This window comes from Stenotrophomonas sp. YJH_SMC_21, assembly GCF_059369555.1.
Genome location: NZ_JCAFSU010000030.1, coordinates 1 through 16,870, shown reverse-complemented (window position 1 = coordinate 16,870; position 16,870 = coordinate 1). Strand labels below are relative to the sequence as shown.

Here is a 16,870-nt window from a genome sequence, read left to right as displayed (position 1 = left end):
GCAGTTCTACTTCCGCACCACCGACATCACCGGCGCAGCTGCTCTGCCGGAAGGCGTCGAAATGGTGATGCCGGGTGACAACGTCAAGATGGTCGTCACCCTGATCAACCCGGTGGCAATGGACGAAGGCCTGCGCTTCGCCATCCGCGAAGGCGGCCGTACCGTCGGCGCCGGCGTGGTCTCGAAGATCATCGAGTAAGCCTGCAGTACCGGTGGTTGCATAGCGCCGCCGGTTACGCGAATGGCGGGCCGGGAACCTCGGTCCGCCTTCGCCGTCTAAGGGAAGGCAAGTTTCAACACGTACGCCAGTAGCTCAATTGGCAGAGCAGCGGTCTCCAAAACCGCAGGTTGGGGGTTCGAGTCCCTCCTGGCGTGCCATCTGCCCACCTTATCCAGCGGCCTGGGCCGCTAAAGCAGACACAGCCGGATGAATAGCAAGATCGAACATTCCAAGGACAACTCCGCCAACGGCGGGGATATCGTCAAGTACGTCGCCGCATCGCTGCTGGTGCTGGCCGGTCTGTTCGTCTGGTTCTGGTTCTCCGCCGACTCCGGTCGCGCCACCCAGCTGGGTGCGTGGGCGGGTCAGCTGCGTGCGTTGGCGGTCGTGGTCGGTCTGGTTGGCGGTATCGGCGTGTTCATGCTGACCAGCAAGGGGCGCGACACCCGCGAATTCCTCTCCGAGTCGCGCTTCGAACTGCGCAAGGTGGTCTGGCCGACGCGCCAGGAAGCCATCCGCATGACCTGGGTCGTGATGGTGGTGGTGACCATTCTCAGTCTGTTGCTGGGTGGGTTCGATTACGTCATTCAGTGGCTGGTTCAGTTGTTCCTGAGCCGCTAAGGAGAATTGCATGAAGCGTTGGTACGTCGTTCACGCCTATTCGGGCTTCGAGAAGTCGGTGGCGCAGGCTCTGCGCGATCGCATCGTCCGTGACGGCATGGAAGAGCGCTTCGGCGATGTCCTGGTCCCGACCGAAGAAGTGGTCGAGATGCGCGCTGGCCAGAAGCGCCGCTCCGAGCGCAAGTTCTTCCCGGGTTACGTGCTGGTCCAGATCGAGACCCACGAAGAAGCCGGTATCCCGCGCATCGACAACGAAAGCTGGCACCTGGTCAAGGAAACCCCGCGCGTGATGGGCTTCATCGGCGGCACCGCCGACCGTCCGCTGCCGATTGCCGATTCCGAGGCCGAAGCCATCCTGAACCGCGTTCAGGAAGGTGTCGAGAAGCCGCGCCCGAAGGTGCTGTTCGAGCCGGGCCAGATGGTCCGCGTCACCGACGGCCCGTTCAACGATTTCAATGGCGTCGTCGAAGAGGTCAACTACGAGAAGAGCCGTCTGCGCGTCTCGGTGCTGATCTTCGGTCGTGCCACTCCGGTCGAACTCGAGTTCGGCCAGGTCGAAAAGGCCGTCTGATCCAGCTGTAGAGTTGAGCTTGCTCGACTTTGCTGATCGGTCGAGCAAAGCTCGACTCTACGGAACCAGGAACCGGGCCTTGCCCGGTTTCGTCCGTTTATGTGCCGCTTCAGGCATGTGAAGAAAAAACCTGATATAGTGCGCGGCTCCCCGCTGGGAAGCCAGCAGGACGAGGCCGCCGCAAGGTGGCCTTCAGCATGATTTCAAAACGCGATGCCGGGACGCGTGATTCCCGGTCCGATGGGGAGCCTGTTGTCGAAAGGCGCTAGCACCCGGAGAGTACTCACATGGCAAAGAAAGTTGTCGGTTACATCAAGCTGCAGGTGAAGGCCGGTCAGGCCAACCCCTCGCCGCCGGTCGGTCCTGCGCTGGGTCAGCGCGGTCTGAACATCATGGAATTCTGCAAGGCGTTCAACGCTGCCACGCAGAAGCTCGAGCCGGGTCTGCCGGTTCCGGTGATCATCACGGCCTACTCGGACCGTACGTTCACCTTCATCACCAAGAGCACCCCGGCCACCACCCTGCTGAAGAAGGCCGCTGGCATCTCGTCGGGCTCCAAGCGCCCGAACACCGAGAAGGTCGGCAAGGTCACCCGTAAGCAGCTGGAAGAGATCGCCAAGGCGAAGGAACCGGATCTGACTGCCGCCGATCTGGACGCCGCCGTGCGTACCATCGCTGGCTCTGCCCGTTCCATGGGCCTCGTGGTGGAGGGTTAATAAGATGGCACAGACCAAGCGTGAGAAGGCCATCAAGGCCGCCGTCGTTCCGGGCAAGGCATACGCCTTCGAGGACGCGATCAACATCCTGAAGAGCGCCACCAAGGCCAAGTTCGTCGAGTCGATCGACGTCGCTGTGCGCCTGGGCGTCGATGCGAAGAAGTCCGACCAGCAGGTCCGTGGCTCCACCGTGCTGCCGGCCGGTACCGGCAAGTCGGTCCGCGTCGCCGTGTTCGCTCCGGCCGGTGCCAAGGCTGATGAAGCCCTGGCCGCTGGCGCCGAAGCCGTCGGTATGGATGACCTGGCCGAGAAGATGCAGGCCGGCGATCTGAACTACGACGTCGTCATCGCGACCCCGGACGCCATGCGCGTCGTCGGTAAGCTGGGTACCGTGCTGGGCCCGCGCGGCCTGATGCCGAACCCGAAGGTCGGCACCGTTTCCCCGAACCCGGGTGAAGCCGTGAAGAACGCCAAGTCGGGTCAGGTCCGTTACCGCACCGACAAGGCCGGCATCATCCACTGCACCATCGGCAAGGCCGACTTCGCCGAAGACGCGCTGAAGTCGAACCTGACCGCGCTGCTGCTGGACCTGATCAAGGCCAAGCCGGCCACCTCGAAGGGCACCTACCTGCAGAAGGTTTCGGTCAGCTCGACGATGGGCCCGGGCGTCACCGTCGACCAGTCGTCGCTGACCCTGAAGTAATTGTTTCAAGCGGTCACGGTACCTTCGGTGCCGTGATCGTGACATTTGAAGGCATCGTTGGCAGTGCATCGCCCGCGGTAGCCGTCAAAGACCGCAGGCGCGGTCGTGGCAATACCGGCGACGGGCACGGAAGCTCGATCTGGCAAGGAGTCGCCGCCGGAGCAGTCATGAGCGCTTAATCGATTCCCCGGAATCACCCTGCGTAGATGGTGCCCTTCTGGAGTTTTTCTGGTTCACGCACGTCTGGGATTTCCCTGATTGCCTCCAGGTCTGGAACGGCCCACCCCCGGAACATCATCCCGATGTTCCCGGCGTCCAGGACGGATGCCGCACAGGACCGCACACGGCAGGAGCCGTAAGCGGAGTTCAATAGGAGGAGTGCAATGGCTCTCAATCTGTCCCAGAAGCAAGAAGTAGTCGCCGAGCTGGCAGACGTCGCCGCCAAGGCCCACTCCTTGATCGCAGCCGAATACGCTGGCACCACGGTCGCCCAGATGACCGCGATGCGCAAGCAGGCTCGTGAAACCGGTGTTTTCTTGAAGGTTGTCAAGAACACCCTGGCTTCGCGCGCCGTTGAAGGCACCGAGTTCGCAGTCGCCCAGGACCAGATGGTTGGTCCGCTGCTGTACGCGTTCTCGCTCGAGGAGCCCGGCGCTGCCGGTCGCCTGATCAAGGAAGCCGCCAAGGGCAACGACAAGCTGAAGGCTAAGGTCGTCGCCATCGGTGGCGAAGTGTTCCCGGCAAGCCACGTCGACGTGCTGGCCTCGCTGCCGACCCGCGACCAGGCCCTGGCCATGCTGGCCCGCGTCCTGACCGAGCCGGTCACGATGTTTGCCCGCGCCATCAAGGCCGTTGGCGAGAAGCAGGGTGGTGGCGACGTCGCCGCCGACGCTGCCGAACCGGCCGCCGAGACCGCCTGAGTTTCGACTTACCGTGGTTCCTGACGGAACCTCAACCCAGAAAATCATCCAAAGGTATTAATCATGTCCCTTACCAACGAACAGATCGTCGACGCCATCGCCGAGAAGTCCCTGATGGAAGTGATGGAGCTGGTCAAGGCCATCGAAGAGAAGTTCGGCGTCTCCGCCGCTGCTCCGGTTGCCGTGGCTGCTGCCGCTGGCCCGGCCGCTGCTGTTGAAGAGCAGACCGAGTTCACCGTCACCCTGAAGTCGGCCGGCGACAAGAAGGTCGAAGTCATCAAGGCCGTCCGCGCCATCACCGGCCTGGGCCTGAAGGAAGCGAAGGACCTGGCCGAAGCCGGTGGCGTCCTGAAGGAAGGCGCTTCGAAGGAAGACGCCGAGAAGATGAAGAAGGACCTGGAAGCTGCTGGCGCGACTGTCGAAGTCAAGTAAGCAGTTACCTTGCATCGTCACCGATTCACGGCGATGCAGCCAAGGCTGGGGGCGTGAGCCCCCGGCCTTTGGTCGTTGTTGCGGTGTCGGTAGAGTCGACTGTTGGTCGACTGCTGTGAAGGAAGTCGACTAACAGTCGACTCTACCGTTTCAAATGCAGCAAAAAGCCCAACACGGGCTGCAGTCAAACCCCCGCCGGCCAGCGCAGCGCGCGGCAGCAGGGGCGTGGTAGCAGACGAGTTGGCAGTTGGAAGTAGCGGGAGAAGGCGTGCTGGTGCCGGCAATACCAGCGACTTCCAACTGACAATTTCAAGTTCCCTTCGGATCGTGGGCGCACGATCCGCACAACAAGGTGGAAGACCTCATGACGTCCTATTCGTTCACCGAAAAAAAGCGTATCCGCAAGGATTTCGGCAAGCAGCGCTCGATTCTCGAAGTGCCGTTCCTGCTCGCCATCCAGGTGGATTCCTATCGTGAATTCCTGCAGGAAAACGTCGATCCGGCCAAGCGCACGGACCACGGCCTGCACGCTGCGCTGAAGTCGGTCTTCCCGATCGCCAGCTACAGCGGCAACGCTGCCCTGGAATACGTCGGCTACAAGCTGGGCGAACCGGTCTTCGACGAGCGCGAGTGCCGCCAGCGTGGCATGAGCTACGGCGCCCCGCTGCGCGTGACCGTGCGCCTGGTGATCTACGACCGTGAGTCGTCGACCAAGGCCATCAAGTACGTGAAGGAGCAGGAGGTCTATCTGGGCGAAATCCCGCTGATGACCGAGAACGGCACCTTCATCGTCAACGGCACCGAGCGCGTCATCGTCTCGCAGCTGCACCGCTCGCCGGGCGTGTTCTTCGACCACGACCGTGGCAAGACCCACAGCTCGGGCAAGCTGCTGTACAGCGCCCGCATCATTCCTTACCGCGGCTCCTGGCTGGACTTCGAGTTCGACCCGAAGGACGCGCTGTTCACCCGTATCGACCGTCGCCGCAAGCTGCCGGTGTCGATCCTGCTGCGCGCGCTCGGCTACAGCAACGAAGAGATGCTGGCCGAGTTCTTCGAGATCAACACCTTCCACATCAATCCGGATGAAGGCGTCCAGCTGGAGCTGGTGCCGGAGCGCCTGCGTGGCGAAACCCTGGGCTTCGACCTCGCCGACGGCGACAAGGTCATCGTGGAAGCCGGCAAGCGCATCACCGCGCGCCACATCAAGCAGCTGGAAGCCTCGGGCATCGCCGCCCTGGCCGTACCGGACGACTACATCGTCGGCCGCATCCTGTCGCACGACGTGGTTGACGCCTCGACCGGCGAACTGCTGGCCCAGGCCAATGACGAGATCACCGACGAGCAGCTGCAGGCCTTCCGCAAGGCCGGTGTGGATGCCGTGGGCACCCTGTGGGTGAACGATCTGGATCGTGGCCCGTACCTGTCCAACACCCTGCGCATCGACCCGACCAAGACCCAGCTGGAAGCCCTGGTCGAGATCTACCGCATGATGCGTCCGGGCGAGCCGCCGACCAAGGACGCTGCGCAGAACCTGTTCCACAACCTGTTCTTTACCTTCGAGCGCTACGACCTGTCCGCGGTCGGCCGCATGAAGTTCAACCGTCGCGTGGGCCGCAAGGAAACCACCGGCGAAGCCGTGCTGTACGACAGCAAGTACTTCGGTGAGCGCAACGACGAAGAGTCCAAGCGCCTGGTCGCCGCCCACGGCGACAGCTCCGACATCCTGGACGTGATCAAGGTCCTGACCGAGATCCGCAACGGTCGCGGCGTGGTCGACGATATCGACCACCTGGGCAACCGTCGCGTGCGTTCGGTCGGCGAAATGGCCGAAAACGTGTTCCGCGTCGGCCTGGTCCGCGTCGAGCGCGCGGTCAAGGAGCGCCTGTCGATGGCCGAGTCCGAAGGCCTGACCCCGCAGGAGCTGATCAACGCCAAGCCGGTTGCCGCTGCCATCAAGGAGTTCTTCGGCTCCTCGCAGCTGTCGCAGTTCATGGACCAGAACAACCCGCTGTCGGAAGTGACCCACAAGCGTCGCGTCTCGGCCCTGGGCCCGGGCGGCCTGACCCGTGAGCGCGCCGGCTTCGAAGTGCGCGACGTGCACCCGACCCATTACGGCCGCGTCTGCACCATCGAAACCCCGGAAGGCCCGAACATCGGCCTGATCAATTCGCTGGCCGTGTACGCCCGCACCAACCAGTACGGTTTCCTTGAGACTCCGTACCGCAAGGTCGTGGACGGCAAGGTCTATGACGAAGTCGAGTTCCTGTCGGCGATCGAAGAAAACGAGTACGTCATTGCGCAGGCCAACGCGCTGACCGACGCCAAGGGCACCCTGACCGAGCAGTTCGTTCCGTGCCGCTTCCAGGGCGAATCGCTGCTGAAGCCGCCGGCGGAAGTCCACTTCATGGACGTCTCGCCGATGCAGACCGTGTCGATCGCGGCCGCGCTGGTTCCGTTCCTGGAGCACGATGACGCGAACCGCGCACTGATGGGCGCCAACATGCAGCGTCAGGCGGTGCCGACCCTGCGTGCGCAGAAGCCGCTGGTCGGTACCGGCATCGAGCGCGCCGTGGCGCGTGACTCCGGTGTGACCGTGAACGCCCGCCGTGGTGGCGAGATCGTGCAGATCGACGCGGCCCGCATCGTGGTCAAGGTCAACGAGGAAGAGATCGTTGGCGCCACCGATGCAGGCGTGGACATCTACAACCTGGTCAAGTACACCCGTTCGAACCAGAACACCTGCATCAACCAGCGTCCGCTGGTCCAGGTGGGTGACGTCATCGCCCGCGGCGACGTGCTGGCCGACGGTCCGTCCACCGACATCGGCGAACTGGCCCTGGGCCAGAACATGCTGATCGCGTTCATGCCGTGGAACGGCTACAACTTCGAAGACTCCATCCTGCTCTCCGAGCGCGTGGTGGAAGAGGATCGTTACACCACGATCCACATCGAAGAGCTGACCTGCGTCGCGCGTGACACCAAGCTGGGGCCGGAGGAAATCTCCGCCGACATCCCGAACGTCTCCGAGCAGGCGCTGAACCGCCTGGACGAGAGCGGCGTGGTGTACATCGGTGCGGAAGTTCGCGCCGGCGACATCATGGTCGGCAAGGTCACCCCGAAGGGCGAAAGCCAGCTGACCCCGGAAGAGAAGCTGCTGCGCGCGATCTTCGGCGAGAAGGCTTCGGACGTTAAGGACAGCTCGCTGCGCGTTCCGCCGGGCATGGACGGCACCGTCATCGACGTGCAGGTCTTCACCCGCGACGGCATCGAGAAGGACAAGCGCGCCCGCCAGATCGAAGAGTCTGAAATCAAGCGCGTCAAGAAGGACTTCGACGACCAGTTCCGCATCCTGGAAGCCGCCATCTACATGCGTCTGCGTTCGCAGATCGTGGGCAAGGTGGTCAACGGTGGCGCTGGCCTGAAGAAGGGTGACGTGATCACCGACGCCTTCCTGGACGGCCTGAAGAAGGCTGACTGGTTCGCCCTGCGCATGAAGGACGAGGACGCTTCGGAAGCCATCGAGCGCGCGCAGAAGCAGATCCAGGCGCACGAGAAGGAATTCGAGCGTCGCTTCGCCGACAAGCGCGGCAAGATCACCGCCGGTGACGACCTCGCCCCGGGCGTGCTGAAGATGGTCAAGGTGTTCCTGGCCGTGAAGCGCCGCATCCAGCCGGGCGACAAGATGGCAGGCCGCCACGGCAACAAGGGTGTGGTCTCCAACGTGGTGCCGGTCGAGGACATGCCGTACATGGCCTCGGGCGAAACCGTGGACATCGTGCTGAACCCGCTGGGCGTGCCGTCGCGTATGAACATCGGCCAGATCCTGGAAGTGCACCTGGGCTGGGCGGCCAAGGGCCTGGGCCGCAAGATCCAGGCGATGATGGAAGCCCAGGCGGCGGTTGCCGACCTGCGCAAGTTCCTGGACGACATCTACAACCACGACGACACCAACGTGGCCAACCGTGTCGACCTGTCGCAGTTCAGCGACGAGGAACTGCTGCGTCTGGCCCGTAACCTCACCGACGGCGTGCCGATGGCCACCCCGGTGTTCGACGGCGCCACCGAAGCGGAAATCAAGCGCATGCTGGAACTGGCCGACCTGCCGAGCAGTGGCCAGACCCAGCTGTACGACGGCCGCACCGGTGAAGCGTTCGATCGCCACACCACCGTCGGTTACATGCACTACCTGAAGCTGAACCACCTGGTCGACGACAAGATGCACGCCCGTTCGACCGGTCCGTACTCGCTCGTCACCCAGCAGCCGCTGGGCGGCAAGGCGCAGTTCGGCGGCCAGCGCTTCGGTGAAATGGAAGTCTGGGCGCTGGAAGCCTACGGCGCGGCCTACACCCTGCAGGAAATGCTGACGGTGAAGTCCGATGACGTGCAGGGCCGCAACCAGATGTACAAGAACATCGTCGACGGTGAGCACGAGATGGTCGCGGGCATGCCGGAATCCTTCAACGTGCTCGTGAAGGAAATCCGCTCGCTGGCCATCAACATGGAACTGGAAGACAACTGATCCATGCCGGCGCGGCGGTCAACGCCGCCGCGCCGCTGGCAGTGAACTGAAAGCCCATCGACACAGCATTCCTCCTTCTGGAGAACACCATGAAAGACCTGCTCAACCTCTTCAACCAGCAGCGCCAGACGCTGGACTTCGACGCGATCAAGATCGCGCTGGCTTCGCCGGACCTGATCCGTTCGTGGTCCTTCGGCGAAGTGAAGAAGCCGGAAACCATCAACTACCGTACCTTCAAGCCGGAACGCGACGGCCTGTTCTGCGCCGCCATCTTCGGCCCGGTGAAGGACTACGAGTGCCTGTGCGGCAAGTACAAGCGCATGAAGCACCGCGGCGTGGTCTGCGAAAAGTGCGGTACCGAAGTGACCCTGGCCAAGGTGCGCCGCGAGCGCATGGGCCACATCGACCTGGCCTCGCCGGTCGCGCACATCTGGTTCCTCAAGTCGCTGCCGTCGCGCATCGGCCTGATGCTGGACATGACCCTGCGCGACATCGAGCGCGTGCTGTACTTCGAAGCCTACGTGGTGACCGAGCCGGGCCTGACCGCCCTGGAGCGCCGCCAGCTGCTGACCGAGGAACAGTACCTGCAGGCCCGCCAGGAGCACGGTGACGACTTCGACGCCGCCATGGGCGCCGAGGCCGTGTACGAACTGCTGCGCACGATCGACCTGCAGTCGGAAATGACCCGCCTGCGCGAGGAAATCGCCGCTACCGGTTCGGAAACCAAGCTCAAGCGCCTCACCAAGCGCATCAAGCTGATCGAAGCCTTCCTGGAATCGGGCAACCGTCCGGAATGGATGGTCATGACCGTGCTGCCGGTGCTGCCGCCGGACCTGCGTCCGCTGGTCCCGCTGGATGGCGGCCGCTTCGCGACCTCCGACCTGAACGACCTGTACCGCCGCGTCATCAACCGCAACAACCGCCTGCGCCGCCTGCTCGAACTGAGCGCGCCGGACATCATCGTGCGCAATGAAAAGCGCATGCTGCAGGAGTCGGTCGATGCGCTGCTGGACAACGGCCGTCGTGGCCGTGCCATCACCGGCACCAACAAGCGCCCGCTGAAGTCGCTGGCCGACATGATCAAGGGCAAGCAGGGTCGCTTCCGCCAGAACCTGCTCGGCAAGCGCGTCGACTACTCGGGCCGTTCGGTCATCGTGGTCGGCCCGTACCTGCGCCTGCACCAGTGCGGCCTGCCGAAGAAGATGGCGCTCGAGCTGTTCAAGCCGTTCGTCTTCGCCAAGCTGCAGCGTCGTGGCCTGGCCACCACCATCAAGGCCGCCAAGAAGCTGGTCGAGCGCGAAGAAGCCGAAGTCTGGGACATCCTGGAAGAGGTCATCCGCGAGCATCCGGTGATGCTGAACCGTGCGCCGACCCTGCACCGACTGGGCATCCAGGCGTTCGAGCCGGTGCTGATCGAAGGCAAGGCCATCCAGCTGCACCCGCTGGTCTGCACCGCGTTCAACGCCGACTTCGACGGTGACCAGATGGCCGTCCACGTGCCGCTCTCGCTGGAAGCCCAGCTGGAAGCGCGTGCGCTGATGATGTCGACCAACAACATCCTGTCGCCGGCCAACGGCGAGCCGATCATCGTGCCGTCGCAGGACGTCGTGCTGGGTCTGTACTACATGACCCGCTCGCTGGAAAACAAGAAGGGCGAGGGCATGGCCTTCGCCAACATCGCCGAAGTGAAGCGTGCCTACGACAACCGCGTGGTGGAACTGCACGCGCGCGTCAAGGTCCGCATCACCGAAGTGGTGACCGACGAAGACGGCAACAAGCAGAACAAGACCTCGATCGTGGACACCACGATCGGTCGCGCCCTGCTGGCTGAAATCCTGCCGGAAGGCCTGCCGTTCGCGCTGGCCAACACCGAGCTGACCAAGAAGAACATCAGCCGCCTGATCAACTCCAGCTACCGCCAGCTGGGCCTGAAGGACACGGTCGTGTTCGCCGACAAGCTGATGTACACCGGCTTCGCGTACGCGACCCGCGCCGGTGTCTCGATCGGCATCGACGACATGCTGATCCCGGACGAGAAGAAGGGCATCCTCACCGAGGCCGAAGCCGAAGTGCTGGAAATCCAGGAGCAGTACCAGTCGGGCCTGGTCACCGCCGGCGAGCGCTACAACAAGGTGGTCGACATCTGGTCGCGCACCAACGAGCGCATCGCCAAGGCGATGATGGACACCATCGGTACCGAGAAGGTGGTCAATGCCAAGGGTGAGACCATCGACCAGAAGTCGATGAACTCGCTGTACATCATGGCCGACTCCGGTGCGCGTGGTTCGCAGGCGCAGATCCGTCAGCTGGCCGGCATGCGTGGCCTGATGGCCCGCCCGGACGGCTCGATCATCGAGACGCCCATCAAGGCGAACTTCCGCGAAGGCCTGAACGTGCAGGAGTACTTCAACTCCACCCACGGTGCCCGTAAGGGTCTGGCCGATACCGCGCTGAAGACCGCGAACTCGGGTTACCTGACCCGTCGTCTGGTCGACGTGGCACAGGACGTGGTGATCACCGAGGTGGATTGCGGTACCACCGAAGGCCTGATCATGACCCCGATCGTGGAAGGCGGCGACGTGGTCGAGCCGCTGAAGGACCGCGTGCTGGGCCGCGTGGTTGCCGAGGACGTGTTCCTGCCGGGCAACGACGAAGATCCGATCGTCACCCGCAACACCCTGCTGGACGAAGCCTGGGTTGCCAAGCTGGAAGATGCCGGCGTGCAGACCATCAAGGTCCGCTCGACCATCTCCTGCGAATCGGCCTTCGGCGTCTGCTCGCGCTGCTACGGCCGCGACCTGGCCCGTGGCCACCTGGTCAACATCGGTGAAGCGGTCGGCGTCATCGCCGCCCAGTCCATCGGTGAGCCGGGTACCCAGCTGACCATGCGTACGTTCCACATCGGTGGTGCGGCGTCGCGAGCTGCTGCGGTCGACAACATCACCGTCAAGACCACCGGCTCGGTCAAGTTCAGCAACCTCAAGTCGGTCGAGCATGCCAACGGCTCGCTGGTGGCAGTGTCGCGCTCGGGCGAAATCTCGGTGCTCGATGCCCACGGCCGTGAGCGTGAACGTTACAAGCTGCCGTACGGTGCAACCATCACGTCCAAGGACGGTGATGCGATCAAGGCTGGCCAGACCGTGGCCAACTGGGATCCGCATAACCACCCGATCGTGTCGGAAGTGGCCGGCTTCATCCGCTTCATCGACTTCGTCGACGGCATCACCGTCATCGAGAAGACCGACGAGCTGACCGGCCTGGCGTCGCGCGAAATCACCGATCCGAAGCGTCGTGGTACCCAGGCCAAGGACCTGCGCCCGATCGTGCGCATCGTCGACGCCAAGGGCAACGACCTGTCGATTCCGGGCACCGACCTGCCGGCGCAGTACCTGCTGCCGCCGCGCTCGATCGTCAACCTGCAGGACGGCGCTGCCGTCGGCGTGGGTGACGTGGTCGCCAAGATCCCGCAGGAAGCGTCGAAGACCCGCGACATCACCGGTGGTCTGCCGCGCGTGGCCGATCTGTTCGAAGCGCGCAAGCCGAAGGATCCGGCGGTGCTGGCCGAGCGTTCGGGCATCATCAGCTTCGGCAAGGACACCAAGGGCAAGCAGCGCCTGATCATCAAGGACACCGATGGTTCGGAGCACGAAGAGCTGATCCCGAAGTACCGCCAGGTCATCGTGTTCGAAGGCGAGCATGTCACCAAGGGTGAAACCATCGTGGACGGCGAGCCGAGCCCGCAGGACATCCTGCGCCTGCTGGGTGTCGAACCGCTGGCTGCCTACCTGGTGAAGGAAATCCAGGACGTGTACCGCCTGCAGGGCGTGAAGATCAACGACAAGCACATCGAGGTGATCACCCGCCAGATGCTGCGCAAGGTCGAGATCACCGACCAGGGCAGCAGCAAGTTCCTGAACGGCGAACAGGTGGAGCGCCAGCGCGTTATCGAGGAGAATGCCCGCCTTGCAGCCCGCAATGAGCTGCCGGCGCACTTCGATCCGGTGCTGCTGGGTATCACCAAGGCCTCGCTGGCGACCGAATCGTTCATCTCGGCCGCGTCGTTCCAGGAAACCACCCGCGTGCTGACCGAAGCGGCCGTCCGCGGCACCTCGGACAACCTGCGTGGCCTGAAGGAAAACGTCATCGTGGGTCGCCTGATTCCGGCCGGTACCGGCCTGGCGTACCACAGCAACCGCCGTCGCGGCGCTTCCGGCCTCACCGAGTCGGAAATGCAGACCCTTGCCGGCACCCCGGCCGCGGTCGAGGCACCGGTGGTTGAAGCCGAAGCTGAACAGGCCTCGGAAGACTGAAACACGGGTCCGGCCTCAGGGCCGGACCACCCGGGCGGGTAGAGTCGACTGTTAGTCGACTGCTATCCAGAGTCGACCGCTATCGACAGTCGACTAACAGTCGACTCTACCGGTACAGGGCAGGGTGGACCGCTCGCGGTTCACCCCGCCAACCTGAACGGGGTACATGGAGGCCCCCCAGTAACGTTCCGGGATCAGGAACGGGCTTGACAGGAGGCGTTTGACTGCTTTCCTGGCAGGTTGCTACAATCGTCTGTCTCAGCAGGCCAGAATTTTGGCCTGCTTTAACATTTCCGCATCTCTGGCCGGATTTTCCGGCCACCAATCAGAAGAACCTACTGATGGCGACGATCAACCAGCTGGTCCGCAAGCCGCGGCAAGCGACCACCTACAAGAGTGCCTCGCCGGCGCTCGACAAGTGCCCGCAGCGCCGTGGCGTCTGCACCCGTGTCTACACCACCACCCCGAAGAAGCCGAACTCGGCTCTGCGCAAGGTTGCCAAGGTCCGCCTGACCAACCAGGAAGAAGTGATTTCCTACATCGGTGGTGAAGGCCACAACCTGCAGGAGCACTCCGTGGTCCTGATCCGCGGCGGTCGCGTCAAGGACCTGCCGGGTGTGCGTTACCACACCGTTCGTGGCTCGCTCGACGCCGCCGGCGTTGCCAAGCGTCGCCAGGCCCGTTCCAAGTACGGCGCCAAGCGTCCGAAGGCATAAGGAGAGAGCACTATGTCGCGTAAGGGTAATACTCCGCAGCGTTCCGTCCTGCCCGATCCGAAGCACGGAAGCGAAACCATCGCCCGCTTCATCAACATGGTCATGCAGAGCGGCAAGAAGTCCGTCGCCGAAAAGATCGTGTACGGCGCCATGGACGTGATCACCGAGAAGAACAGCAGCGCCAACGCCATTGAACTGGTGCAGAAGGCTCTGGACAACGTTGCTCCGGCGGTCGAAGTCAAGTCGCGCCGCGTCGGCGGTGCCACCTACCAGGTGCCGGTCGAAGTGCGTTCGTCGCGCAAGATGGCCCTGGCCATGCGCTGGCTGATCGACTCCGCGCGCAAGCGTGGTGAGAACACCATGCCGAAGAAGCTGGCTGCTGAACTGATCGACGCCTCGGAAAATCGTGGCGGCGCCATCAAGAAGCGCGAAGAAACCCACCGCATGGCCGAAGCCAACAAGGCATTCGCCCACTACCGCTGGTGAGTTTGACGGCCTTGTAAAACAGGCAGGGCAGCACCACTTCGGTGCGTGCTGCCTCGCGGTCCCAGAAGGACTGCGCCAATCCGAAGGCCGCCGAAAGGCGGCGTTCGGCCATCCGAAATCCAAGAAATCTGAGAGGCTCCCGTGGCCCGTTCCACTCCCATCGAGCGTTACCGTAACTTCGGCATCATGGCTCACATCGATGCCGGCAAGACCACCACGTCCGAGCGCATCCTGTTCTACACCGGCAAGAGCCACAAGATCGGTGAAGTGCATGACGGCGCCGCCACCATGGACTGGATGGAGCAGGAGCAGGAGCGTGGCATCACGATCCAGTCCGCTGCCACCACCGCGTTCTGGAAGGGCATGGACAAGTCCCTGCCGGAGCACCGCTTCAACATCATCGACACCCCCGGGCACGTCGACTTCACCATCGAAGTGGAGCGCTCGCTGCGCGTGCTCGACGGTGCCGTCTTCGTCCTGTGCGCCGTCGGTGGCGTGCAGCCGCAGTCGGAAACCGTGTGGCGCCAGGCCAACAAGTACCACGTGCCGCGCATCGCGTTCGTCAACAAGATGGACCGCACCGGTGCCAACTTCCAGAAGGTCGTCGGCCAGCTGAAGGCCAAGCTGGGCGCGGTTGCCGTGCCGATGCAGCTGCCGATCGGCGCTGAAGACAACTTCAAGGGCGTTGTCGATCTGCTGAAGATGAAGGCCATCCATTGGGATGAGGCTTCGCAGGGCATGAAGTTCGAATACGGTGAAATCCCGGCCGAACTGCAGGGCCCGGCTGAAGAGGCTCGCCAGTTCATGGTCGAGACCGCTGCCGAAGCCAGCGAAGAGCTGATGGAAAAGTACCTGGGCGGCGAAGAGCTGGCCGAGGCCGAAATCATCAACGCCCTGCGTACCCGTACCCTGGCGACCGAGATCGTGCCGATGTACTGCGGCTCGGCCTTCAAGAACAAGGGCGTGCAGGCCATGCTGGACGGCGTGATCCAGCTGCTGCCGTCGCCGGTCGACGTGCCGGACGTGAAGGGCGTGGACGTTGACGACGACACCGTCGAAATGACCCGCAAGTCCGACGACAAGGCCCCGTTCTCGTCGCTGGCCTTCAAGATCATCACCGACCCGTTCGTCGGCGCGCTGACCTTCTTCCGTGTCTACTCGGGCACCCTGAACGGTGGCGACACCGTGCTGAACTCGGTGAAGGGCAAGAAGGAGCGCATCGGCCGAATCCTGCAGATGCACTCGAACAACCGCGAGGAAATCAAGGAAGTTCTGGCCGGTGACATCGCCGCTGCCGTGGGCCTGAAGGACACCACCACCGGTGACACCCTGTGCGCCGTGGACGCCCCGATCATCCTGGAGCGCATGACGTTCCCGGAGCCGGTGATCTCGATGGCCGTCGAGCCGAAGACCAAGTCGGACCAGGAAAAGATGGGTCTGGCCCTGGGCCGTCTGGCGCAGGAAGATCCGTCGTTCCGCGTCAAGACCGACGAAGAATCCGGCCAGACCATCATCTCGGGCATGGGCGAGCTGCACCTGGACATCATCGTCGACCGCCTGAAGCGCGAGTTCAACGTTGAAGCCAACGTCGGCGCGCCGCAGGTGGCCTACCGCGAAACCATCACCCTGGCCGACGTCAAGTCGGACTACAAGCACGCCAAGCAGTCCGGTGGTAAGGGTCAGTACGGTCACGTCGTGATCGAACTGTCGCCGATCACCGCTGCCGACCGTGCCGATCCGAAGCTGGCTCCGGCCATCAAGGACGACTTCCTGTTCATCAACGACATCACCGGCGGCGTGATCCCGAAGGAATTCATTCCGTCGGTTGAAAAGGGCCTGCGCGAAACCATCACCAGCGGTCCGCTGGCTGGCTTCCCGGTCGTGGACGTCAAGGTGAAGCTGGTGTTCGGTTCGTACCACGACGTCGACTCCTCGGAAATGGCGTTCAAGCTGGCTTCGTCGATGGCCTTCAAGCAGGGCTTCGCCAAGGCCAAGCCGGTGCTGCTGGAGCCGATCATGAAGGTCGAGATCGTGACCCCGGAGGATTACCAGGGTGACGTGATGGGCGACGTCAGCCGTCGTCGCGGCGTGCTGCAGGGTTCCGACACCACCGGTGACGGTTCGGCCAGCATCATCAACGCGATGATCCCGCTGGGTGAAATGTTCGGCTACGCCACTGCGCTGCGTTCGCAGACCCAGGGCCGCGCCACCTTCACCATGGAATTCGATCACTACGAGCCGGCTCCGACCAACATCGCCGAAGCCGTCATGAAGAAGGGCTGAGCCTCGCTCAGCCTCTCTTGAAACCACTTACGAACAATCAAGGTATAGAACAATGGCAAAGGGTAAGTTCGAGCGCACCAAGCCGCACGTCAACGTCGGCACCATCGGTCACGTCGATCACGGCAAGACCACGCTGACCGCCGCACTGACCAAGATCGGTGCCGAGCGCTTCGGTGGCGAGTTCAAGGATTACTCCTCGATCGACGCCGCTCCGGAAGAAAAGGCTCGTGGCATCACGATCTCGACCGCGCACGTCGAATACGAATCCCCGGTCCGTCACTACGCCCACGTCGATTGCCCGGGCCATGCTGACTACGTCAAGAACATGATCACCGGTGCCGCCCAGATGGACGGCGCGATCCTGGTGTGCTCG

At 63.3% G+C, this 16,870-nt stretch carries 13 protein-coding genes and 1 tRNA gene; all 14 read left to right on the top strand.

Annotation, left to right across the window (positions count from 1 at the left end; genetic code table 11):
- Positions 1–199: EF-Tu C-terminal domain-related protein (locus AC5P67_RS20525; RefSeq protein ID WP_495213722.1), on the top strand; the 199-nt coding region annotated here is incomplete at its 5' end.
- 103 nt (positions 200–302) lie between these two features.
- Positions 303–378, top strand: a tRNA-Trp gene (locus tag AC5P67_RS20520).
- A 49-nt stretch (positions 379–427) separates the two neighbouring features.
- Positions 428–841 (top strand): preprotein translocase subunit SecE, encoded by a 414-nt coding sequence (secE, locus tag AC5P67_RS20515; protein ID WP_495215173.1) that lies wholly within the window; start codon positions 428–430, stop codon positions 839–841.
- Positions 842–851: 10 nt separating this feature from the next.
- Positions 852–1,412 (top strand): transcription termination/antitermination protein NusG, encoded by a 561-nt coding sequence (nusG, locus tag AC5P67_RS20510; RefSeq protein ID WP_004154362.1) that lies wholly within the window; start codon positions 852–854, stop codon positions 1,410–1,412.
- Between the two features lie 287 nt (positions 1,413–1,699).
- Positions 1,700–2,128 carry a 50S ribosomal protein L11 gene (gene rplK / locus AC5P67_RS20505; protein ID WP_004145248.1) on the top strand — a complete coding sequence of 143 codons (429 nt, stop codon included), beginning with the start codon at positions 1,700–1,702 and terminating at the stop codon, positions 2,126–2,128.
- Positions 2,129–2,132: 4 nt separating this feature from the next.
- Positions 2,133–2,831: a 50S ribosomal protein L1 gene (rplA, locus tag AC5P67_RS20500; RefSeq protein ID WP_004154350.1), complete on the top strand. Its 699-nt coding sequence runs from the start codon at positions 2,133–2,135 to the stop codon at positions 2,829–2,831.
- 383 nt (positions 2,832–3,214) lie between these two features.
- Positions 3,215–3,751 carry a 50S ribosomal protein L10 gene (rplJ, locus tag AC5P67_RS20495; RefSeq protein WP_005408203.1) on the top strand — a complete coding sequence of 179 codons (537 nt, stop codon included), beginning with the start codon at positions 3,215–3,217 and terminating at the stop codon, positions 3,749–3,751.
- A 63-nt stretch (positions 3,752–3,814) separates the two neighbouring features.
- Positions 3,815–4,183, top strand: coding sequence for a 50S ribosomal protein L7/L12 (gene rplL, locus AC5P67_RS20490; RefSeq protein ID WP_005408204.1), 369 nt, complete (start codon positions 3,815–3,817; stop codon positions 4,181–4,183).
- Between the two features lie 364 nt (positions 4,184–4,547).
- Positions 4,548–8,702, top strand: a complete 4,155-nt coding sequence (rpoB, locus tag AC5P67_RS20485) for a DNA-directed RNA polymerase subunit beta (protein WP_005408205.1) — start codon at positions 4,548–4,550, stop codon at positions 8,700–8,702.
- Between the two features lie 89 nt (positions 8,703–8,791).
- Positions 8,792–13,012, top strand: coding sequence for a DNA-directed RNA polymerase subunit beta' (gene rpoC / locus AC5P67_RS20480; RefSeq protein ID WP_005412340.1), 4,221 nt, complete (start codon positions 8,792–8,794; stop codon positions 13,010–13,012).
- Positions 13,013–13,353: 341 nt separating this feature from the next.
- Positions 13,354–13,728: a 30S ribosomal protein S12 gene (gene rpsL / locus AC5P67_RS20475; protein WP_004145320.1), complete on the top strand. Its 375-nt coding sequence runs from the start codon at positions 13,354–13,356 to the stop codon at positions 13,726–13,728.
- 12 nt (positions 13,729–13,740) lie between these two features.
- Positions 13,741–14,214, top strand: coding sequence for a 30S ribosomal protein S7 (gene rpsG, locus AC5P67_RS20470; protein ID WP_004145321.1), 474 nt, complete (start codon positions 13,741–13,743; stop codon positions 14,212–14,214).
- Positions 14,215–14,355: 141 nt separating this feature from the next.
- Entirely contained in the window at positions 14,356–16,497 is a 2,142-nt protein-coding gene (gene fusA / locus AC5P67_RS20465; protein ID WP_005408207.1) for an elongation factor G, read from the top strand.
- 52 nt (positions 16,498–16,549) lie between these two features.
- A partial coding sequence (locus AC5P67_RS20460; RefSeq protein WP_254005100.1) for a GTP-binding protein occupies positions 16,550–16,870 on the top strand: 321 nt, incomplete at its 3' end.

Coding starts and splice junctions, on each gene's coding strand:
- rplJ (WP_005408203.1), top strand. CDS start 3,215: ATGGCTCTCAATCTGTCCCAGAAGCAAGAAGTAGTCGCCGAGCTGGCA.
- rpsG (WP_004145321.1), top strand. CDS start 13,741: ATGTCGCGTAAGGGTAATACTCCGCAGCGTTCCGTCCTGCCCGATCCG.
- rplL (WP_005408204.1), top strand. CDS start 3,815: ATGTCCCTTACCAACGAACAGATCGTCGACGCCATCGCCGAGAAGTCC.
- rpsL (WP_004145320.1), top strand. CDS start 13,354: ATGGCGACGATCAACCAGCTGGTCCGCAAGCCGCGGCAAGCGACCACC.
- nusG (WP_004154362.1), top strand. CDS start 852: ATGAAGCGTTGGTACGTCGTTCACGCCTATTCGGGCTTCGAGAAGTCG.
- rplK (WP_004145248.1), top strand. CDS start 1,700: ATGGCAAAGAAAGTTGTCGGTTACATCAAGCTGCAGGTGAAGGCCGGT.
- rpoC (WP_005412340.1), top strand. CDS start 8,792: ATGAAAGACCTGCTCAACCTCTTCAACCAGCAGCGCCAGACGCTGGAC.
- rpoB (WP_005408205.1), top strand. CDS start 4,548: ATGACGTCCTATTCGTTCACCGAAAAAAAGCGTATCCGCAAGGATTTC.
- rplA (WP_004154350.1), top strand. CDS start 2,133: ATGGCACAGACCAAGCGTGAGAAGGCCATCAAGGCCGCCGTCGTTCCG.
- secE (WP_495215173.1), top strand. CDS start 428: ATGAATAGCAAGATCGAACATTCCAAGGACAACTCCGCCAACGGCGGG.